This window comes from Qipengyuania sp. NPDC077410 (assembly GCF_044543405.1).
GTDB lineage: Bacteria > Pseudomonadota > Alphaproteobacteria > Sphingomonadales > Sphingomonadaceae > Qipengyuania > Qipengyuania pacifica.
Genome location: NZ_JBITWB010000001.1, coordinates 468,884 through 489,674 on the forward strand (window position 1 = coordinate 468,884; position 20,791 = coordinate 489,674).

Consider the following 20,791-nt stretch of genomic DNA (forward strand, 5'->3'; position numbering starts at 1 on the left):
GAAATCTCCTGATTGCCCGGACGAAATTGCACCGGGCCAGATGCCCAAAAGCCCCCTCCCCTCTGATCCTTGCCGATGGCGGAACCCAAGCTGGTCTTAACGAGAAAAGGCGGCCCGCCCCGAAGGGACGGACCGCCTACCGAACGGCTTCAACCTGTCAGGAGGGATCAGGCGGCCCGCTCGGTGATCTCGCCATCGCTTTCGGTATCTTCATCGGGATCGACTGTTTCGTCGGGTTCAGCGGTTCCTCGGAAATGCATGATGTCCGGAACCCAGGCGAGCGCACGCTCCTTGGTGCCCGCCTCACCGATGAAATTGCCCGAGAATATTCGTTCGGCAGCGCTGGCAAGCTCAGCCTTCTTGGAAGCCGAATAGCGGCTGACCAATTCAGGCCCGCCCGCAGCGTCAAGCGCCTCGAGCGTCTTTGCCTTCGCCACGCGGTCGAAATAATTTGCCGCAGTTGGTCGCCACCAATGTGCGGTCTCGATTTCAAGCAAGCCGCCGATTGCCTCGTGGAGAGGAGCCGAGCGCTCACCCTCGCAAGCCAGGCTGGCTACGAGCGTGCGCGACACGACATGGCCGAGCCATGCGGACCTTGCTTCATGGGACAGTGCCCGGAAAGCTTCGAACCGTTCGACATCGCTTTCGCCAGAGCGCCAGCTCTCGTCGAGGCTGCCGGCGAACTCGGCGAGCGCGGCGCTAGCGGGTGCATCCTTGGCCTCAAAACCTGTAACGGGGCCAGTCTCTGCCGAACCTGAGATCGTCGAAGCCTTCTTCGCACGCCAGTCTTGCCCATCAGCATCGGCAAGCGTGAAAACCATGAAGTCGAGCGCCAGTGCCGGATCGTTAGCGAGATGGATCGCCAGGATATCGCGGCGCTGCATGGCCAACTCATCGAGCAGGCGCTGAGAGAGCGAATTGCCTCTACCCTTGGTCTCGGTGCCCCCGGCGACCGGCTCGACCACACCGTCGTCTTCCGAAATTACTTCGCTCTCAGTGTAAAATTGCGGGACCAGAGCGGGCTCACCATTGCGCGAGAGAACGAGGAAGGCGCCGGCATCTGCCTTGAGATCGTCGGCAAGCACCGGTGGCCGATCGTTGAGCGCACGCATTGCACGATCGATTTCGACCAGTTCTTCTTCGGCCTTGGCGACCTCGGCTTCGTCACTATCCTCATTCTCGAGAATCGCGGCAGTACGATCATAGTCGGCCTCGAGTTCGGTCAGCTCCTGCGCTTCCTGCGCGCTCAAGGGAGCCGGTTCGCATGGCAGCCGGTTGAAACCCTCAACAAGGTCGTGGCTGACATAGCAATCAAGCGTGGGCCGTACCCAGGCAAGACCATGCTCTTGGGCGCTTTTCGATGCCGCTTCGTCCATCGCCTTGTGAGCGAGGTCTTCAAGCAACGCGATATCGATCCAGCTTTCGCTGGCATCGTCATCAAACAGTTCGCGTTCTATCCGGCCTCCAGCGGCGATATAAGCCTCACGTCCGACGAGCACAGCGCGCGGATCGGACCCGCGCACGGTGGCATCGAGTACCATGCGCCGGATCGTGTCCGGCGTAACCTGGTACCAAGCGTCCTGCAGTTCGGCGTAGACATGCGCCTGACGATCGACATCAGAGATCGCGCCATAGGCCTTGGCCATGTCTAGGGTGATTGTGCCATCCGCAAGCGCTTCGAACACGCAGGGGGCAAGCGCGGCCAGACGCAAGCGGCCTTCAACGAAGCGGACAGTCAGGCCAAACCGACGCGCGACGTCCTCAACGCAGCCACCAGCCTCGATAATGGCCGAGAATGCCTGCGCTTCATCGGCCGGGTTCATGGCGAGACGCTGGAAATTTTCGGCAAGGCTTGCTTCACGGACCTCGCTTTCCTCGCCTTCGATGACCAGGCAAGTCACTTCATGGGTTTTGGCCAGGGTACCGTCTTCGGCAAGCGCCTGAAGCGCCGCGAGGCGGCGACCTCCGGCCTCGACCTCGAATTTGCCGCGCTTCGCCTTGCGCACGACAAGGTTCTGCAAGAGACCTCGTGCTGCGATATCGGCTTTCAATTGTTCGTCGGCAGCAGGATCGCTGGTTTTGCGCACATTGCGCGGGCTCGGTACAAGCTTTTTCACGGAAATTGACTGGATCATGGGTAGTCTCCTGATGGGAAGGAGCCATGCGGCATGCATGGTCCGACAAGCCCAAAGGCACCCTCCCCTCTAACCCATCGCCATGCGGCTGGCCGCAGGTTCAGACGGTCAGCGCGGGTAGAATGATCGATGCCTTGGAGACTGGCACGAACAGCCGCGTATGGTAGCGAATAATCTCGGTGAAGCAGCCTTTGGCCTTGTACCAGTCGAGCCGGTCAGGCGCGTATCCGGTGAGTTCGAGCCGTTGCTCACCTCCGACCAGCGAGCGTTTGACGATCAGCGCGTCATGACTGGCGAGCGGCTGTGGCGTCCCGCTTGCCAGAACCAGCTTCCCGAGTTCGTCGGGAGCGGGACCGGCCACCCCTGCCAGCCCGAACGTTTCGGCGATTTTGGCGAGATCGACATTGAGCACTTCGCGCCCGATGATCGACTGGCCGTCCTCGGCAACGAGCCGGGTGACGCAAACATGATCTCCCGGCAAGCGCTTCCAGACCGGCAAAAGCAGCCCGGTTGCGAGGTGGAGGCGCTCGGTCACTGGCGAAGCGGCAGCCTCATCTTCCTCGGTGCACCAGGCCTTGGTGAACTCGGTCACGCCGATCTCTTCCCACAAGCTTTCACCGAGTGCCTCGATCGTCCAATTAGCCGATTTGAGCGGCCGGAGCAGCCGACGGCGTTCGATCACCGCGCCATCATCGGCAATGAGCCGCCGGGCCGGGACCGAGAGAGCAACCTTGCCCGATCGCGCATTGCGTAACGGGATGGCATGAAGCGACCCGATCTCGTGCATCCGCACGAGACGCTTCAGTCGGAGCGGGCGTAGGTGGCGGTTCACCTCAAGCGAGACAAGGCGGGTTTCTGCGCCGGTAACAGGATCCGCTCGCAAAAGCTCGTCGCTGAGAACTTCGAAGCTATCGACGCGGACCGTCTCAAGACCCAGATCGAGATTTCCAGCTTCACGCGCCGCCTCGATTCGCGCTTCGACCAGCCCCAGATATTCATCGAAGATAGCATTCTGGAGCGCAATCGGCAGAGCAAGGATGCGGTTGAGCCAGCGCTGGATAGTCGGAAGGTTGTCGGTCAGCCCGCCATCGGGATTCTCGAGCCGAAGGCCGGTTCGCTCGACGAAATCGCCGAAGCTCGTCGCCTCCAGTTTGCCATCATAGAGCAGGTGGAGCCAGCGATTGAGGGCGTCTTTTGCATAATCGCTCTCAAGATTATCGGTCGGATCGAATAGATTTTGACCGCCGGTCTGGCGCTGCCCGCGCGTGAGCGCACCGAGCGCATCGAGCCTGCGTGCGATGGTCGAGATAAACCGCCGTTCGCCCTTCACATCGGTCGTCACTGGACGGAATAGTGGAGCGGAAGCCTGGTTGGTGCGGTTGGTACGCCCAAGCCCCTGGATCGCATTATCGGCCCGCCAGCCTGGTTCGAGTAAGAAGTGGACGCGGCGCTGCTGGTTTTGGCAGTCGAGGTCGGCGTGATAGGATCGCCCCGTTCCCCCGGCATCCGAGAATACCAAGATACGCTTGGTGCCTTCCATAAAGCTCTGCGCTTCGGCGACATTCGCACTGCCGCTTCGGCGTTCGAGGCGCTGCTGCCCATCCCTTCCGATGACGAGACGGCGCGTGCGGCCAGTAACTTCGGCCACGGCCTCGGTCCCGAAATGCTCGATGATTGCATCGAGCGCGGTCGCAATCGGCGGAAGCGCGCACAGCTGCTCGATCAGCGTATCGCGCGCGGCGATGGCGCGCGAGCACAGAACCGGGTTGCCGTCATCGTCGCTCATTGCTTCGGAGCGCAGATTGCCATCCTCATCGGTAAACACCTGCATAAGGCGAACAGGGAAGCTCTTGGCGAGATAGTCGATGACATATTCGCGTGGGCTAAGGTCGATATCGAGTTCTTCACGTTCCGCGTCGGTGAGATCGGCGAGACGCCGGTCGAGCATAGCCTCGGCGGTCGAGACCAGTTGCACGACCACCGAATGATCCTCGCCGAGCGCGTCTTCCATGGCCGGGATCAGGCTTGGCAGTTTCATTGAGAGGAGGAGCTGCGCAAAGAAGCGCTGCTTGGTGCCCTCGAAGACCGACAGCGCCGCTGCCTTGGCATTGCGATTGAGCGTATCGCCGCTGTCCTCATCGACAACGCGCGTCACTTCGAGCGCTTCATCGAGATTGCGATGGATGATCGCCCAAGCATCGGCATAGGCGTCGTAGATACTGATCTGCGCTTCGGTCAGGTAATGTTCTAGGATATCGTACTCGACACCGGCAAAAGACAGCGCGCGGGCGAGGTAAAGACCTTGTGCCTTGAGGTCGCGCGCAACGAGTTCCATCGCTGCTACACCACCGGCGCGGATCTCGGTCATGAAGCCTTCATGCGTCGGGAAAGCGGTTTCGGGACCCCAGAGGCCGAGCCTCGCGGTGTAACCAAGATTAGCGATCTCCGAGGCGCCGGTGGCGGAGGCGTAAAGCACGCGGGCGCGCGGTAGATGGTTCTGCAGCCTCAGGCCCGCCATCCCCTGCTCCGATCCCTTAGCCTTGCCGCGCGTGCTCGAAGACCCGAGCGCATTGGCCATCGAATGGGACTCGTCGAACGCGATCACGCCTACGAACTCTTCGCCCGTCCAGGCAAGGATCTGGTCGAGGCGCGTGTCTTCGGCGCGCCCTGAGCGCAGTGTCGGATAGGTGACAAACAGAATGCCTTCGGACAGCGTTACGGGTCGCCCAAGCTTCCAGCGCGAGAGGGGCTGGATATCGAGCGGCAGCCCGCCAAGCGCTTCCCAGTCGCGGCGCGCATCTTCCAGCAGCGCCTCGTTCTTGGTGATCCAGATATGCCGACGTTCACCTGCGAGCCAGCGATCCATCATGACCGCCGCAATCTGCCGCCCCTTGCCCGCTCCGGTCCCATCGCCAAGGAAGAAGCCCTGTCGGTAAGAATGGCCATCTTCGGCCAGCTCAAGCATCGTCCCTTCCTGACTCGGTAGAAACTGTTCGGGCAGATCGCGATCAAAGGCCTTGCAGGCGTAGATGAGCGTCTCGCACTGGGCTGCGGAGATGAGCTTATCCACTTTCCAGTTCGATGGGAGCAGCGGGCTGACCTCCGGAACAGGTGCCGCGACCGATCCCATCGCGACCGATTCCACCAGTGGAGTAGGATGCATCGGAGCATCGGCAAACGCTATGCGGCTTGGGCGATAAGGAAGGTAGATGCCTGCCTGCTCGGGCACAGGTGCAGCTTGCGCCAGTGCAACATAGCTGAGTTCGACCGCATCGGTCTCGGCAACTGGTTTCGTCGCAAACGGTGCCGAAGGTCGGATCGCTATCCGATGCTCCACGGGGCTCGGCAGAGTTCGCACCGGCAGGCGATGTATATCGGCCGATATTAAGGCGCGAGGCGAAAGACCCGCGAGGAGTGCATGGAGCTGGCTCAACTCGGACGTATCGCCGGTGATCGGTCGGCTTTTACCCGCCGGAACCTTATCGAACACGACCAGGCGAACGGCGATACCCGTCCCGGTGCGGGCAAACATTCGCTGCAATCGAACATCGAGCAGCAGCGAAGTCTTGTCCTGTGCCTTGGCAAAGCGCGAAGCGTCGAAACCATCTGGCATGATCGCGGCGATCCTGCCGCCACGGGCGCAGGCCCGGATTGCGCTTCGAAGATGGCGCAGCGCTGTACCGCCGTCGCTGCCGCGCTCCTCGCTACGCGCAAAGGGCGGATTCATCAGGACGACCGAGGGGATCGGGCCGCGATGCAAGTCGGCGATAAGTTCGCCATCGTAGGAGTTGATCGCGGCATTCGGAAAGATGTGTGCCAGGCTGTCGCGTCTGCCAGCATCGATCTCGTTCAGAGTAAGCGATGCGGCTTGGCCGTAGGCCCAGGTCGCGAAAGCACCATTGCCGGCGGAGGGCTCGAGCATGGTGTCGCGCGAGGAAAGCGCTGCGGCTTTCGCAAGCAGCCAGGCCAGCATCGGCGGGGTCGAAAATTGCTGAAGTTCGACTTGGGCTTCGCTGCGCACATGACGAGGCGGTAGAGCCGCCTCGAGCCAGTCGAAGCGCGCTTTCGCTTCGTGGAAGCCGGTCGTCAGATCGATCCGCGAAGATCCACGCAGCCAGAGCAGGGAGCCTAACTCGATCGCATTGTTGTAGTCGTCGATGGTCCAGGCGCTGCCCCAGTCCTGAACTCCGGTCTCGTCAGCGAACAAAGCGGAAATATCGGCTCGAGTGAGATGACGTCCAGAAGCGAGGCGCTCGGTAATTTTGACGCCGATAGCGCAGGCCAACGGAACGGCCTGAGATTGTCGGTGGGCGGGAAAAAGGTCTGACTGAAACATGGCGAAAAGTCCTCCTGATTGAGGCATCGGGACACGCGCCCTCTGCCGGATCAGGAAATCGAAAAGCCCTCTCTCCTCTCACCGCACTGCCTTGCGGCGCAGCCATGCCTGGAGTTCGTCGTTCCAGTCGGTGCCTCGCACAGATGGTGTGCGGACATGGATCGTGCGGCCTTTTCGCGCATAGGCGGATAGGCCCCGTTCGACTGCGAGATGACCACCGTCGTCGTGATCGACGAAGAGATGAAGCTCGGTCACGCTTTCGGGAATGCTGATCAGACCAAAGCGCTCATTGCCCAATGTTGCCCAGGCGGGGATGCCGGTCAGGGCATAAGCTGACATCGCGCTCTCGATCCCTTCAGCGAGTCCGAGCTTGCCATCCGCCGGGGCGAAGAGCCGGACGGCAGCTTCACCGAGCGAGCCGAGCGCGCGCTTTGGCCTTTCGAAGGTGGCCTTGGTTGAGGCCTCGGTAGACAAGAACGTGCGGTGGATCGCGACCGGCCCCTCGTCGAGGCTTACCGCCGCAATCATGGCTGGAAGAAAACGGGTTCGCCCTTTCGGCCCGAGCGGTGTTCGTGGATGGAACCGAAGAGCAGAAGAGGCGGCGAGGATGCCGCGGCTCTCCAGATAGGCTTTGGCCGGGCTGGAACGCACAGGCTCCGCTTCGCGCCAGATCCTCAGCGCCGCCGGCGAGAGATTACGTTTTTCAATTGGCTCGAACTGGTCAGCTGACGAAGAGTCCGAGAATAGGATGGAAGCGTTGAAGCCTTTGCGTGCCAGCGCAGCAAGCACTGCCTGCTGATCGCAACCGGCAAAGCAGTGAAAAAGGATGGCTTTGCGACCGAGCGTCACGCCCAACGATGGCATGCTGTCATCATGTGCAGGACAACAGGCCATGCCCTTCGTGCCCGACCATCTGCCGCCTCGACTTTCGCAGATACGGCGTGCGGTCCCTTCCAGTGTGGGTCTTGTCGCTTCATGAGTGGGCATGGGTTATGCGGTCCTTTTGGCTCGCTCCCCACAGCCTACCTCTGCTCTTACTGGCGTCCGCAGTACCCTGACAGGAAGCGGCGACCGCAACAGCTTGTCGTGTCTGGTCATAGAATGCATGACATATCATGCGTTATTGCATAAATTAACATGATATGTCATGTACTGCCTATGCCACGCGCTTCCAGAGCAGCTAGCGGACTGCCGCCACAAAGCCAGCGAGCTATAACTCAGCTCGGCAAGGACATCGCGCTTGCCCGGCGTCGCCGCAAAATGCCGCAGCGGTTGATGGCGGAACGAATGCTGGTGTCGGTTCAGACACTTCAGCGGCTCGAAGCTGGTGATCCGACAGTTGGTCTCGCAGTCCTTGTGAGCGCATTGCATGTGCTGGGAATGACCCAGCGCCTTGCCAGCTTGGTTGCGCCAGAGAGTGATCGAGCGGGCATAAGCGAGGACCTCTCGCGCTTGCCCGAGCGAACGCATGCAGCCAGCGATGACGAGCTGGATTTCTGATCGGTCATGACAATCGTCCGCTCCTACGTATTCGTCCATCTTCCCGAAGGTCCTGTCCCGGCGGGACTGCTGACGATGACCGACGAACCGCGCAACCAATTTGCAACGTTCGCTTATGGACGCCGGTATCTTGAGCGCCCTGACCGAATCCCCGTCGATCCGGTGGCCCTCCCGCTGCACGATGCCGGGACCAGCCGGACCTTCCGCACGGAGGAAGGGTTTGCTGTCTTCGGCGGCATCCGCGACGCCGCTCCCGATGGCTGGGGCCAATATCTTATGTACAAGGCTATGGGCGACCGTCTGCCGAGCGAGATCGACCTCATCCTTGCTTCGGGAGAACACCGCGTCGGCGCGCTCGCATTCGGGCCAACTCCGGAGCGACCAGAGCGCATCACTCCATGGGGCGATGGTCCTGCTCCTGGCGAGGAGTTCACCCTCGCTAAACTCGCCGAGGCAGCCGAACGAGCGCAACACGTCGATGAGCTGGATGACAACTTGCGCGCGCTCCTTGCTGCCGGTTCGTCGCTCGGCGGCGCCCGTCCGAAGGCGGCAACACAAATCGGCGATCGACCCTGGATCGCCAAATTCCAGAAGCACGGCGACAGCTTTCCTGAATGCCGCGTAGAGCTGGCGACTATGCAGCTGGCCAGCGAATGCGGCCTCAATGTACCCGCGCTCGATTTCCGCTGTTTACTTGACCGCGATATCTATCTGATCGAACGGTTCGACCGCGTGCCGCACGGCAACTGGCTCGAGCGGAGACCGTTCGCGTCGGGGCTCACCATGCTGGGCGCGCATGAAAGCGAGGTAAGCAGCTACAGCTACGCTGATCTCGCTGGCGCGATACGTCAGCACGGGACGAAGGTCCGCGCAGACCTCCATGAGCTGTTCCGCCGAATGGTGTTCAATATTCTCGTAACGAATGACAATGACCACCTGCGCAATCACGGATTTCTTTGCGACGGAACTGGTTGGCGGTTGTCTCCACTCTACGATGTCGTCCCCAAACCCCAAGTGGGGCCGGAGCGACGCCTTGTGCTGGGCGTTGGTCCGGAAGGACGCAATGCGACCATCGGAAATGCGCTTGCCGGAGCAGCAGTATTCGACCTCGGCCCCGAGGAGGCCTCGGCCATGACCGAAGAGTTACGCGTGATGGTTGCAGCGCGCTGGCAGCCATTGTTCGAAGAGGCGGGGTTAAGTCCTGCGAACAGAGGCCGCTTTGCCACCTGCTTCCGGTTAGCAATCGAAGATGGCTAGGCAACCTCCCTCTACTTGCCATCACCCAGACCGCGCCTTCCTCAATCAGCATGAACTGATCCGCAAATACCGCTGGGCGGATTGCGGCGCGGTGATGATGTGTGCGTGCGACGAGGTATACCCCACAGCTCACATGACGAGACCATCGACATGCCGTGCCCCCACGCTGAATTCCCCGAAGGTCAAAGTCGTGTCGCGAATCGCCAGTGCCCTCGCAGGATCGGCGGTGGGACGGGTTGGTACGCGTCTGGCGAATATCTAGCCGTCCGAGACGACCTGTTCTCCAGCGTAAAAACGGTGGTCACCCGGTGGTCACCTGCCGTAAAAATCGCTAGTCAGCTTCAAGAACGGTTCTTTTAAACCATTGAATTGACTACGAAAAATGGAGCGGGCGAGGCGATTCGAACGCCCGACCCCAACCTTGGCAAGGTTGTGCTCTACCCCTGAGCTACGCCCGCTCACTGGCGCTACCGAAACCGTATGGCCCGGTGGGGAGGCGGCCAACTAGCAGCGGTCCACGAGTCCCGCAAGCCGAAATTTGCAGATTTTTTACGCAGCTTGCAGGGTGGCATCTCCTTCTTCACATTTGCTCCGCAATGCCCACATGGGGCGGATAGGTTTTCAGTTGAAAGGTGGACTTACGTGGCGAGCATGGGCCTGAGCATGGATGAGCAGAAGGCGGTCGAACGCTTCAAGACCGAAGTCGTCGAACCGTCGATGACCAAGCTCGTGATCCTCGATTTTCACGCTGAATGGTGTGGGCCATGCAAGGCCTTGGCTCCGATGCTCGAAAAGATTGCCGGTGAGTATGCCGACAAGGGCGTGGTGCTGAAGAAAATCGATGTCGATGAAGAAAAGTTCATCGCCGCCCAGTTCCAGGTGCAGTCCATACCGACCGTGTACGCGCTGTTTCAGGGGCAGCCGGTCGCCGACCTGACCAACGCACGTAGCGAAACGCAGATGAAGCAGACGCTAGATCAGATCCTGTCGCAATTGCCGATAGAAGCGGGTGCCGCGCAGGACGCCAAGCCGGAGCAGGACGTTTCCCAATTCGTCACGATGGCCGAACAGATCCTGGCCGATGGAGATGCCGAGCGGGCAGCCGGTATTTTCGACCAGGTTCTGCAGATGGCTCCCGACAATGCGGCAGCCCATGCGGGCCTCGTTCGTTCGCTGGTCCAGGCAGGACATGTGGAACAGGCTCAGGCGGCGTTATCGGCGGCCGAGACCAATCCTGCGATCGCTACCGATCCGCAGATCGAGCAGGCCAGGAGCGCGCTGGAACTGGCGGGCAACAGAGTTGACGAAGGTGAACTTACAGCCCTGAAGGAAGCCGCGGCAGGCGGGGACATGCAAGCCCGCTTTGATTACGCAGAGGCAGCCTTTGCAGCAGGCCATCGCGATGCGGCGGCTGACGAACTGCTTGCCATGTTCGAAGCCGACCGGGAATGGAACGATGGCGCTTCCAGAACAAAGCTGCTGCAGATTTTCGAAGCGGTCGGGCTGGAGGATCCTTGGGTAGTCGCCACCCGGCGCCGCCTTTCCAAGATCCTTTTTGGATAGGGGGTCGATCATCCGCTTCCCCATTTTTCCGCTGCCAGGCGCTATCCTGTTTCCCGGCCTGCAATTGCCGCTTCACATCTTCGAGCCGCGCTATCGCGATCTTGTCGGGAGTGCGCTCGCCAAAGATCGTCTGATCGGGATGATCCAGCCACTGCAGTCGAAAGATGGCGCCCCGCTTTACGATATCGGCTGTCTGGGGCGGATCGGCGATGTCGAAGCGCTGGAGGACGGTCGTTATAACATCGTTCTCGATGGTGAGACGCGATTTCGCCTTGTGCGCGAACTGGATGTTCGGACCAGCTTCCGTCAGATCGAGGCGGAAATAATCGACGATGCCGAGGACGAAGTCCTGTCCAGCGTCGAACGGGCCGGTTTCGAATTCGAAGCTCGGCGTTTTGCGGACATGCAGGGTTATTCGGTGGACTGGGATTCGGTCGAGCGGCTCGACGACGAAACATTGATCAACGGCGTAGCCCAGATCGCACCCTTCGACGCTGCCAGCAAGCAGGCGCTTCTCGAAGCTCCCAACCTCGCTCAGCGCTGCGAGTTGATGATCCAGCTGATGCAGTTCTTTGCCCTGCGCGATGACGGAGACGAAATCGTCACCTTGCAATAGCGCTTCAGATACTGAAGCTGTTGCGCAAGCCGTCAATGACATATTGCGCCGCCAGGGCCGATAGCAGCACGCCCAGCACGCGGGTAATCGCCGCCTCCACCTTGTCGCCGAACAACCGCATAATCGGTCCTGCGGCCATTAGCGCGATCATGGTAATGGCCAGAACTGCGGCAAGCGCAGCCAGAACGACCAGATCCTGCTGCAACCCGCGCGCTTCGTTCATCAACAGCATGATTGCGGCAATCGCGCCCGGTCCGGCCAGCATGGGTATCGCCATGGGAAAGACCGACACGTCTTCTACTTCGGGCGTCGCGGCAACCTTCTGGGCCCGATCCTCGCGCCGCTGCGTGCGCTTTTCAAAGACCATCTCGAAGGCGATCCAGAACAGCATCAGTCCGCCTGCGATACGAAAGCTGTCGAGCTCGATATGGAGAGCCCCGAGGAGATCTTCGCCGAAAAGCGCAAAGACCAAGAGAATCACCAAGGCGATGCCGCTGGCGCGAATGGCCATATTCCGGCGCTCGGCAGCGGTCGCGCCCTTGGTCAGTCCGGCATAGATCGGGGCGCATCCCGGAGGATCGATCACGACGAAAAGCGTGATGAAGGCAGAGAAGAACAATGCTGTCATGTCATTCGTCCCGCGACGCGCTGACGCTACCGGCCATGGCATCGATCATCGAACCGTCCTTGTACAACATCAGCTTCCAGTGGCGTGACAGATCGGGCGATACGACGAAGGTAAGAAACAGGCTGCTGTCGCCACTTACCTGATCGAAATAGGTGCCGCCTCCTGCCGGGCGGGACTGCTCGGCCTGATTGCGCAGTTCCGCCGCCATGCCCCTGTCGGGACAATCGGCGATATCCGTGCGCACGAATTCGGGCGCTTCCAGCGGCGTTTCGAGCGTATCGCCCTGATCCAGTTTCCAGCGATATTCACCGTCGGCACGGCGTTGCCAGACAGTCGTGAAATAGCCGGTGGTACCATCGGCGCGTTGCCACGCGCCGCGTGTCACTGCCAGTGATCCATCACAACTCGACCATACGTGGTGAGGCTGCCACTTCACCGCCTGTGCGGGGTTATCACGCCCCTTCAGCCAGTCACGCGCAATCACGGGTTCCGGCACGAACATAACGGCTTCGTCATGTGCAAAATCGCGAAACGCGGTCCACTGCCCTTTGTCCTGCGCCGCTCTTGCAAAGGCGAGTTCGGCGGCGACAACCCTTGAGGGATTGGCGACTGGCTTCAGCAGCCGCGAATAGTAATCTCCGGAACCACCGGCGCAGCCGGCAACTCCCAGAACAAGCAGGACCGCGGCAATTCTCACAATGCGCCTTCCGGGAGGTCCAGCCCTTCATTGCGATGAGCTGCAACCAGCGTGTTGCGCAGCAGCACCGCAATGGTCATCGGCCCTACTCCTCCCGGGACGGGGGTAATTGCGGATGCGACATTCTGTGCCGCCGCATAATCGACATCGCCCACCAGCCGGCCTTTGTCAGATCCGGGCTCTGGCGGAAGTCGATTGATGCCGACATCGATGATTGTCGCCCCGTCCTTGAGCCAGTCGCCCTTGACCATCTCGGGTCTACCAACGGCGGCGACAACGATGTCCGCGCGGCGAACCACACCGGGCAGATCCTTGGTCCGGCTATGGGCGATGGTCACGGTAGCATTCGCATCGAGCAGCAATTGCGCCATGGGCTTGCCGACGATGTTCGAGCGTCCGATCACCACTGCTTCAAGGCCGGACAGGTCGCCCAGCCGATCGGCAAGCAGCATCATGCAGCCCAGTGGTGTACAGGGCACGAACCCGGTCTGGCCAACGGCCAGCCGGCCGGCATTGATGACATGAAACCCGTCGACGTCCTTGTCCGGGCTGATAGCGGCAATGACTGCCTGTTCATTGAGATGGCCGGGCAAGGGCAGCTGAACGAGTATCCCGTCGACCGCTGCGTCGTTATTCAGCCGCTCCACCAGTGCGAGCAGGTCGGCGTCGGATGTGTCCGCGGGCAGACGATGTTCGAAGCTTTCCATGTTGGCCGCAACGGTCGCCTTGTGCTTGCTGCGCACATAGACCTGGCTTGCAGGGTCTTCCCCGACCAGCACCACGGCGAGCCCCGCCTTGCGGCCCGCCTGCTCTTCGAACTTAGAAGCCTGGACGCCGACACGTTCGCGCAATTGCGCGGCAAAGGCTTTCCCGTCGATAACCTCTGCAGTCATCAGCCGTGGATCACATTTCCGAGAACGATCAGGACGACGTTCAGCAGGATGATCAGGACGAGCGGCGAGAAGTCGATCGCGCCGGTATTGGGAAGAATGTTCCGGATCGGCCGCAAGACCGGTTCGAGGAAACGGTTGATCGCCATGTAGAAGCTGGCGAGGAAATCGTTCGATCGGTTCACCACGTTGAAGGCGAACAGGAGCCCGATGATGAACTGGATGATGATCAGCATCACCAGGATGTTGGTGAGCATCGCGATGATCTGGTAAACGGTGCTGAGTGCCTGCATTTCGTCGAGCGTTCCCGTGGAATTGTGCCGTGTTGCGCGTCCTACAAGAGCAATACGGAGCGCGCCACCCCCGACAAGCGGGTTACCGACCTTTCGCGACCAGCGTACCGGCGCCGCGGGCGGTGAAGAATTCGAGCAGCATGGCGTGCGGCACGCGGCCATCGAGTACGACTGCCGCCTCGCAGCCGGATTCGACGGCCTGGACGCAGGTTTCCAGCTTCGGGATCATGCCGCCCGATATGGTCCCGTCGGCGCGCAGATCCGCGATGTCGGCGGGGGTAAGATCGGTGAGCAGATTGCCCTGCTTGTCGAGAACCCCGGAAACATCGGTCAGCAACAGCAGCCTCGCCGCGCCGAGGGCAGCAGCCAGTGCGCCCGCCATGGTATCGGCATTGATGTTGTAGGTATGCCCATCTTCGCCGACACCGATCGGCGCGACGACCGGGATCATGCCCGCCCCGTTTGCAGTTTCGATGATCGTGGTATCGACCCGCGACGGTTCGCCGACGAAGCCGAGGTCGAGCACTTTTTCGATATTGCTGTCAGGATCGCGGTGTGTCCGTTGCAGCTTGGTGGCAGTGACGAGGCCGCCATCCTTGCCCGAAATGCCGATCGCCTTGCCGCCGGCACGGGCGATGGAGCCAACGATCGCCTTGTTGATCGCGCCGGACAGAACCATTTCGGCAACGTCCGCGGTCTGCTTGTCGGTGACGCGCAGGCCATCCACGAAGCGGGTTTCCACGCCCAGCTTTTCCAGCATGGCACCGATTTGCGGTCCGCCGCCGTGGACGACGACGGGATTGATACCGACTGCCTTGAGCAGCACCACGTCTTCGGCGAATTCGCGCGCGGCGCGTTCGTCGCCCATGGCATTGCCGCCATATTTCACGACGAAGCTGCGGCCCGCATAGCGCTGGAAATAGGGCAGCGCCTCGATCAGCGTTTCGGCCTTGGCGTGGATGTCGGGTGTCTGGGTCATCGCGTGGCGATTAGCGGCGCGCGGCGGCGGAGGCAAAGGAATAGCGGCCCCTAAAAACGGGGGCGAAAGGGGAACGCGGGCTAAACCGCAGATGAACCGGCTCGCCCTGCCAAGATTCCGCCACATTTCGGCGCAACCGCGGGAGCCGGGGTCTGCGGCAACCGTAATTGAGGTTCCTATCCTAATCCACGGGACCAGATTTATGACCAAGCTTACAGTTCTTGCAGCCGCCCTTCTCGCCACGACCGGCGCCACCGCCGCCAGCGCCCAGATCGTTTCGCCCGCCACCGGCGATGTCGATGCGACCACCAGCGCCACCGTCCAGACGACGCCGCCGGTCCAGACCACCGAAGAAGCCATCGACAGCATGGACAGCACGGTCGATTCGACCACGGACACCATGGACCATACGATGGATCACACCATGGACACGACCACCGATACCGTCGACACGACCACCGACACGGTCGATGACACGCTCGACACCGAAGCCGATGTCGATGCGGACGCCAGCGTCGAAGCCGATACGCCGGTGACCGACACCGAAGCCGACGTTGCGGCCGATGCCGAGGTGGACGAACCGGAAGCCTAAGCTTCGCAACCCTTCAGGCCGCATCGGACAAACCCCTCCTAGTTCCGAGAGCTGGCCGCACGGGGGCGGTGGGATTATCCCGCCGCCCCTTTTGCATGCGCGCCATCCGCGGCTAGGGTCGCGGCCATGCAGATCCCCTTGTCCGCGATAGCCGCGCTCGCCCTTCCCTCCCTGCTCGCCGCCTGTGCGAGCGTGCCCGATGCGCCCGCCAGCCCGCAGGAGGCCTATTGGAGCGCCCTGTCGAGCCATTGCGGCAAGGCCTATGCGGGCAGCCTCGCCACGCAGGATGCGCGCGATGCCGACTGGGCGGGCAAGCCCATGATCGCGCATTGGGCCGACTGCAGCGACGAGAGGATCGCCATCGCCTTCCACGTGGCGGACGAGGATGCCCACGGCGGATGGAACCGCAGCCGCACCTGGATCCTCACCCGCACGGGCTCGGGCGCCAACACGCGCTTCACCCTCAAGCACGATCACCGCCATGCCGATGGCGAGGCGGACGCGGTGACGTTCTATGGCGGCGCCACCGACGCGGCGGGCAGCGCGGGGGCGCAGGACTTCCCCGTGGACGCGGAAAGCATCGCACTGTTCACCCGCGAGGGGCTGGACGTGTCGCTGACCAATGTCTGGCGCGTCGAGGTGGACCCGGCGAGCGCGAGCGATGCGGCTTTCGCCTATCAGCTCACCCGCGCCAACGACCCGACCCGCCTGTTCCGCGTGGAATTCGACGCCCGCGATCCGGTAAGCCCGCCGCCGCCTGCCTGGGGCTGGTAGAGAGCCGGGCAAGGCGGCGGCGGGCCGCGCGAGTGTGGCCTTTCGTGGACCGCCCATTCGGGTTTTAGAAAGTGTGACTTTCCTCACTTCCAATCGATATGCGCGCAGGCGCGGTCGAGCCGGGCGAGATGCTGGAGATGGGCCGAATGGTCCGGTTTCCGGCGGATTCCGACGAATTTGCCTGCGTCCATGACCACCTGCAGGCGGCCCGACTGAAAGCGCGTTCCCGCATCGAGCCCTGTGGACTTGGCAGACGAGAGATCCACGCGCTCATGCGGCTTGCCCAGCGCCGCATCCCACGCCGCGGCAAAGCCCGCCGCGCCGGGCCGCTTGCGCAGGCGATAGGCGCTTTCGCGGCCCATGCAGATACGGCGACAGGCGGCAAGGACGGAGCGGGTTTCGGCAAGGACGCCGATGAACTGCGCCTGGCGTTCATGCGTCCAGCCATCGCTGCGCGGGCTGAGCGGCACCGGATGAAAGGCGGGAATGCGCCGCCGCCGGGGCGGAAGGGCGCGGGGCTGCTTGGGAGGATATGTTTTCATCCCGGATGATGGAGCAGATTTCGCGCGTGTAGGAAAATGGATGTGTGTGGGGCTGCGGTTGTTGCGGCTGCGCGCCCGCCCCCAAACGACAGCGGCCGCCCCGTGAGGAGCGGCCGCTGCATTGCGCCGGGTGGCGCGTATAAGGCGAGCTTTAGCGGTTCTGGTGCGACTTGTTGTCGGACTTGCCGCCGCCGCCCTGCTGCTTGGAACCGCTGTCGCGCTGTTCCTGCTGGGGGTTGCGGTCGTTGCTTGCCTTATCGCCCTGCTGGGGCTGTGCGGGCTTTTTGTCCTTCTGGTCCATCTGCTTGGTCCTTGGGTTATATGCGGCGCGGAAAAGCCGTGCTGCACCGGAAAAAGCGTATCGGTGCGATCGGGTTTCAGCGCTTGCGACAGTAGGGGGCCGGATTGCGCCAAGTGGCGGTTCCGTAGGGGAAATACCCGTAAATGTCCCTAGCGAGCCTGGGCGCTGGCCCCTCTGGCGAAGGGCGCTATGAAGGAGCGGATGGGCAGAATCCTTCGCTTCAATCCGAGACGGCGCAAGCCCCGGCGCGGGCGCAGGGTCCGTCCGGCGCGGTTTGCGAAGCGGCGAACGAGCTGGCGCGCGGCGTGGGTTTCCATGCGCCCGGCAATCCTGCTGATCGCGTTGGCGAGCATGGCCTATGTCTTTGCCCTGCCCGGCGTGATGCCCGCGCCTGCCTTCCTGTCGAGCGAACCGCAGGTGATCGAGGGGCGCTTCACCCGCTGCGGACCGGGCCGCGGGTATTATTGCGTGGTGGATGGCGACACCTTCAAGCTGGGCGATACCAGCGTGCGCGTGGTCGGCGTGGACACGGCGGAGCGGGATGCGGAATGCCCGGCGGAGGCGGTGCAGGCCGAAGCATCGGCCAGGGCGCTGCAAGGCTGGCTCAACCGCGGACCTTTTCGCATGACCGCGCGGCTGGACGAACCCACCGACCGCTATGGCCGCGCGCTACGCAGCGTCGTGCGGCTGCGCCCCGATGGCAGCGAGGACCGGCTGGCGGACTATATGCAACGCGAAGGCGGTGCGCGGGGCTATTGGGGCGGGTTCAGGGATGGGTGGTGTTTAGATTATGTCGAGCATGCGATTGCTATGGTGATCATTTCATCGACCCAAAATTCAATTGTGCGGCGACCATCTCGCTTTGGAAAATTTCCAATTTTGAAAGGGTCGAAGTTAGTCGCTGAAACGTAGGCATTTTGGCTCGAAAGAATTTCACGGCAGTCAGAACGGCGGTGAGCGAGGTAATTACGAACCGAGTTAACGATAGGGGCAGGCGACTGACTAGAGGTTAGAGCGTCTCTAATTTGTCTGCTCTTATTGGTCGCACAATTCCCTTCTGCGCGAGTAGCCTTAGTAGCGTTGTGCCACCTTGGCTCATAGCCTCTCTTATCACGCACAGCGTTGAGAACGTCCTCTTCTGTAGCGAAATTTCGGACCGGAACGATTGGATTGCCTCCGAGGTCAGTTGCTCGACCCATCGCGTTTTGTAAGATCAGGGTTCTGCAGAAATCAGCCCACAAATCGTTTAGCTCGATCAAAAGATAGGCTGCTTGATATCTTTTTGCCTTTTCGACTTGCACATTCCAGCCACTCAGATTTGCTGAAAAAGGGAAATCAACAAGGAGTTTATGTGCGCTGGTCGCAAATGAGCGCACAGCAGTTGAACTCATTCTTCAGAACTCAAAGCCTCTACAAAATATGGGAAGCGAACACGTCGGCTAGATATTCGTTGCAGCGACGAGCTTGAGGCATTCCAGAAGTCAGAACGCTCATCTGGTTCTTCATCTAACTCAACGGTAGCGGCTAACTCCGTCAGCGCTTCGCGTATTGCATTTGCGTCGCCGATCTTCGCGTGTTCGTCAAACTCATCGTCATTCAAAGCGCCCTTCGGGATGCCGTCCAGGCAATGAGTTACGGCGGCAAAAAGCATAAGAAAATGAGCAGGACGGAGCAGAACCGTTCCTTCGATGTCCTCAAGTATATTTTCAGATATCCAGTCCAACGCTCGCTTTATTTGACCTTCGACATCCTCTCTTTCGAAATTATCTGACTTATCATACTGCCGGTATAAGGCGCGTACCTTCGGCTGACCGCCATCTTGAATGCCATTCAATACCACACCGTACATCTCTGCCAGCAGGGATGTATGCGACATTCGCACCATAGTCGCAGGAGAGAAAAGGCCGCTATCGACCCAAAAGTTGTGAAGAGAGTTAGCTAATTCGTGCACCGACCATTTGAAGTCACCTTGAAATTCAGCATGTCTTAGCTCCGGATCATTCAGTTTTACGCTATAGGAGTTCAACCGCGCGAAAATTTCCAAGACCTTCTGATCATCGGCGTTCACCAATTGATCAACCGATAGTGGATATTGAAGAAATTGGTCCTTATCCTCGTCACTTAACGTCGAGAATTTCTTGCCGGCATACTCCTTAGTGCGCGAAGATAGTGTTATTTTGTCCTGAGCAAAATCGATGATGGCGCGCAATCGCTGCTGACCATCGACAATCTCTCGCTTTGATTTACGAGTATCGCGGTCAATAATTGATCTTATATAAATCTTCGGTACCGGCAGATCGCGAAGGATGGTATCAATTAACATTATCTTCGCGGCGGGCTTCCATACCGAACCCCGCTGAAAATCTTTGTTTATCAGTAGCGTCTTCGCTTCGTGCCATTCTAAAAAATCAGAAATTCGGAATTGCTCAAGCATTTAACCTACTCAGCCGCCTGTACCCCAGCATCTTCACCAAACAGGCCCGGGCCGTCGTCGGCTTCGGCTTCCTGTTCGTTCGCAGCCTTGGCTTTCTTGCGCTTGTCGAAGCTGGACCACACCGTGTTCCAATCGCCCTTGGTGGCGCCTTTCGAATATTCCGTTGCACGGGTTTCGAAGAAGTTGGCGTGTTCCACGCCGTTCAGCAGCGGGGCGAGCCAGGGCAGAGGGTGATCTTCGATCATGTAGATCGGCTGGAGGTTGAGCTGGCTGAGGCGCCAGTCCGCGATGTAGCGGATGTAGCGCTTGATTTCCTTCGCCGTCATGCCGGGCACGGGGCCGTCTTCGAAAGCGAGATCGATGAAGTTGTCTTCCAGGCGTACCGTTTTCTGGCACATGTCCATGATGTCTTCCTTGACGGCCTTGGTCAGGCAGTCCCGCTCGCGCACGAATTCGTGGAACAGGCGGGTGATGCCTTCGCAGTGCAGGCTTTCATCGCGGACCGACCAGCTGACGATCTGGCCCATGCCCTTCATCTTGTTGAAGCGCGGGAAGTTCATCAGCATGGCGAAGCTGGCGAAGAGTTGCAGCCCTTCGGTGAAGCCGCCGAACATGGCGAGCGTGCGGGCGATATCTTCGTCCGTGTCGACGCCGAATTCCTGAAGGTAGTCGTGCTTGTCCTTCATTTCCTCGTATTCGAGGAACATGCCATATTCGCTTTCGGGCATGCCGATGGTGTCGAGCAGGTGCGAATAGGCGGCGATGTGGACCGTTTCCATGTTGGAAAAGGCGGTCAGCATCATCTTGATTTCGGTGGGCTTGAACACGCGACCGTATTTGTCGTGATAGCAATCCTGCACTTCGACATCGGCCTGCGTGAAGAAGCGGAAGATCTGCGTGAGCAGGTTGCGTTCGTGATCGGAAAGCTTCTGCGCCCAGTCGCGGCAATCCTCGCCCAGGGGCACTTCTTCGGGCAGCCAGTGCACCTGCTGCTGGCGTTTCCAGAACTCGTAGGCCCAGGGGTACTCGAAGGGCTTGTAGGTCTTGCGGGCTTCGAGCAACGACATCTTGTGGGTCTCCGTATTCGCGTGAACGACTCATATAGTGAATCAGAGAGCGGATTCGAAGGCAAGCCTTGTCGATTCGGCGGGGATAAGCTGGCCATGAATTCTCTAGCAGGTGTGACGAATCGCAGGAACCTGCGGGCTTGAGGCCGGTTAGATAATCAGACGGTCCTGTCTCCGGAGCCACCGG

At 60.6% G+C, this 20,791-nt stretch carries 19 protein-coding genes and 1 tRNA gene; 7 read left to right on the plus strand and 13 right to left on the minus strand.

Annotation, left to right across the window (positions count from 1 at the left end; all coding sequences use genetic code 11):
* Positions 1 to 167: 167 nt before the first annotated feature.
* From ACIGGE_RS02340 to ACIGGE_RS02350, 3 genes are all read right to left on the minus strand, one after another.
* Positions 168 to 2,135 carry a ParB/RepB/Spo0J family partition protein gene (locus ACIGGE_RS02340; RefSeq protein ID WP_397489315.1) on the minus strand — a complete coding sequence of 656 codons (1,968 nt, stop codon included), beginning with the start codon at positions 2,133 to 2,135 and terminating at the stop codon, positions 168 to 170.
* A 100-nt stretch (positions 2,136 to 2,235) separates the two neighbouring features.
* Positions 2,236 to 6,471, minus strand: a complete 4,236-nt coding sequence (locus tag ACIGGE_RS02345) for a strawberry notch-like NTP hydrolase domain-containing protein (RefSeq protein ID WP_397489316.1) — start codon at positions 6,469 to 6,471, stop codon at positions 2,236 to 2,238.
* 78 nt (positions 6,472 to 6,549) lie between these two features.
* Positions 6,550 to 7,458 carry a toprim domain-containing protein gene (locus ACIGGE_RS02350; protein ID WP_397489317.1) on the minus strand — a complete coding sequence of 303 codons (909 nt, stop codon included), beginning with the start codon at positions 7,456 to 7,458 and terminating at the stop codon, positions 6,550 to 6,552.
* A gap of 171 nt (positions 7,459 to 7,629) precedes the next feature.
* Here ACIGGE_RS02350 and ACIGGE_RS02355 point away from each other — a divergent pair, with 171 nt between their 5' ends.
* Together ACIGGE_RS02355 and ACIGGE_RS02360 are read left to right on the plus strand one after the other, a co-directional pair.
* Positions 7,630 to 7,971, plus strand: coding sequence for a helix-turn-helix domain-containing protein (locus tag ACIGGE_RS02355; RefSeq protein ID WP_156493942.1), 342 nt, complete (start codon positions 7,630 to 7,632; stop codon positions 7,969 to 7,971).
* Between the two features lie 6 nt (positions 7,972 to 7,977).
* On the plus strand, positions 7,978 to 9,228 hold the full coding sequence (locus ACIGGE_RS02360) for a type II toxin-antitoxin system HipA family toxin (RefSeq protein ID WP_397489318.1): 1,251 nt from the start codon (positions 7,978 to 7,980) through the stop codon (positions 9,226 to 9,228).
* Between the two features lie 383 nt (positions 9,229 to 9,611).
* On the opposite strand, the gene ACIGGE_RS02365 is transcribed toward ACIGGE_RS02360, so the two are convergent.
* Positions 9,612 to 9,686 (minus strand) — tRNA-Gly (locus tag ACIGGE_RS02365).
* Between the two features lie 193 nt (positions 9,687 to 9,879).
* Between ACIGGE_RS02365 and ACIGGE_RS02370 the strand changes: the two genes are divergently transcribed.
* Positions 9,880 to 10,791 carry a tetratricopeptide repeat protein gene (locus ACIGGE_RS02370; RefSeq protein ID WP_397489917.1) on the plus strand — a complete coding sequence of 304 codons (912 nt, stop codon included), beginning with the start codon at positions 9,880 to 9,882 and terminating at the stop codon, positions 10,789 to 10,791.
* A 10-nt stretch (positions 10,792 to 10,801) separates the two neighbouring features.
* Complete coding sequence (locus ACIGGE_RS02375) at positions 10,802 to 11,407, plus strand: LON peptidase substrate-binding domain-containing protein (protein WP_397489918.1); 606 nt, start codon at positions 10,802 to 10,804, stop codon at positions 11,405 to 11,407.
* A gap of 4 nt (positions 11,408 to 11,411) precedes the next feature.
* Here ACIGGE_RS02375 and ACIGGE_RS02380 read toward each other — a convergent pair whose 3' ends face one another.
* The 5 genes from ACIGGE_RS02380 to argB form a co-directional block, all read right to left on the minus strand.
* Positions 11,412 to 12,035, minus strand: coding sequence for a MarC family protein (locus ACIGGE_RS02380; protein WP_103024092.1), 624 nt, complete (start codon positions 12,033 to 12,035; stop codon positions 11,412 to 11,414).
* 1 nt (position 12,036) lies between these two features.
* Positions 12,037 to 12,732 (minus strand): hypothetical protein, encoded by a 696-nt coding sequence (locus ACIGGE_RS02385; protein WP_397489319.1) that lies wholly within the window; start codon positions 12,730 to 12,732, stop codon positions 12,037 to 12,039.
* Positions 12,729 to 13,625 carry a bifunctional methylenetetrahydrofolate dehydrogenase/methenyltetrahydrofolate cyclohydrolase FolD gene (gene folD, locus ACIGGE_RS02390; protein ID WP_397489320.1) on the minus strand — a complete coding sequence of 299 codons (897 nt, stop codon included), beginning with the start codon at positions 13,623 to 13,625 and terminating at the stop codon, positions 12,729 to 12,731. Before folD ends, ACIGGE_RS02385 begins: the two co-directional genes overlap by 4 nt.
* Complete coding sequence (locus ACIGGE_RS02395; protein ID WP_103024090.1) at positions 13,625 to 13,915, minus strand: YggT family protein; 291 nt, start codon at positions 13,913 to 13,915, stop codon at positions 13,625 to 13,627. Before ACIGGE_RS02395 ends, folD begins: the two co-directional genes overlap by 1 nt.
* 82 nt (positions 13,916 to 13,997) lie before the next feature.
* Positions 13,998 to 14,894, minus strand: coding sequence for an acetylglutamate kinase (argB, locus tag ACIGGE_RS02400; RefSeq protein ID WP_103024089.1), 897 nt, complete (start codon positions 14,892 to 14,894; stop codon positions 13,998 to 14,000).
* Between the two features lie 202 nt (positions 14,895 to 15,096).
* On the opposite strand from argB, the gene ACIGGE_RS02405 reads away from it, so the two are divergent.
* A complete protein-coding gene (locus ACIGGE_RS02405) occupies positions 15,097 to 15,486 on the plus strand; it encodes a hypothetical protein (protein ID WP_221596400.1) in 390 nt (129 codons plus the stop codon).
* Between the two features lie 126 nt (positions 15,487 to 15,612).
* Positions 15,613 to 16,260 (plus strand): hypothetical protein, encoded by a 648-nt coding sequence (locus ACIGGE_RS02410; RefSeq protein WP_397489321.1) that lies wholly within the window; start codon positions 15,613 to 15,615, stop codon positions 16,258 to 16,260.
* 83 nt (positions 16,261 to 16,343) lie between these two features.
* Here the strand turns inward: ACIGGE_RS02410 and ACIGGE_RS02415 are convergent, their stop codons facing one another.
* Both ACIGGE_RS02415 and ACIGGE_RS02420 read right to left on the minus strand, forming a co-directional pair.
* Positions 16,344 to 16,802: a hypothetical protein gene (locus tag ACIGGE_RS02415; protein WP_397489323.1), complete on the minus strand. Its 459-nt coding sequence runs from the start codon at positions 16,800 to 16,802 to the stop codon at positions 16,344 to 16,346.
* A gap of 151 nt (positions 16,803 to 16,953) precedes the next feature.
* On the minus strand, positions 16,954 to 17,103 hold the full coding sequence (locus ACIGGE_RS02420) for a hypothetical protein (protein ID WP_222827122.1): 150 nt from the start codon (positions 17,101 to 17,103) through the stop codon (positions 16,954 to 16,956).
* Between the two features lie 201 nt (positions 17,104 to 17,304).
* On the opposite strand from ACIGGE_RS02420, the gene ACIGGE_RS02425 reads away from it, so the two are divergent.
* Positions 17,305 to 18,015, plus strand: a complete 711-nt coding sequence (locus ACIGGE_RS02425) for a thermonuclease family protein (RefSeq protein WP_397489324.1) — start codon at positions 17,305 to 17,307, stop codon at positions 18,013 to 18,015.
* A 475-nt stretch (positions 18,016 to 18,490) separates the two neighbouring features.
* Here ACIGGE_RS02425 and ACIGGE_RS02430 read toward each other — a convergent pair whose 3' ends face one another.
* Together ACIGGE_RS02430 and ACIGGE_RS02435 are read right to left on the minus strand one after the other, a co-directional pair.
* Positions 18,491 to 19,537, minus strand: a complete 1,047-nt coding sequence (locus ACIGGE_RS02430) for a DUF262 domain-containing protein (RefSeq protein WP_397489325.1) — start codon at positions 19,535 to 19,537, stop codon at positions 18,491 to 18,493.
* Between the two features lie 5 nt (positions 19,538 to 19,542).
* Complete coding sequence (locus ACIGGE_RS02435) at positions 19,543 to 20,604, minus strand: ribonucleotide-diphosphate reductase subunit beta (protein ID WP_103024081.1); 1,062 nt, start codon at positions 20,602 to 20,604, stop codon at positions 19,543 to 19,545.
* Positions 20,605 to 20,791 lie beyond the last annotated feature (187 nt).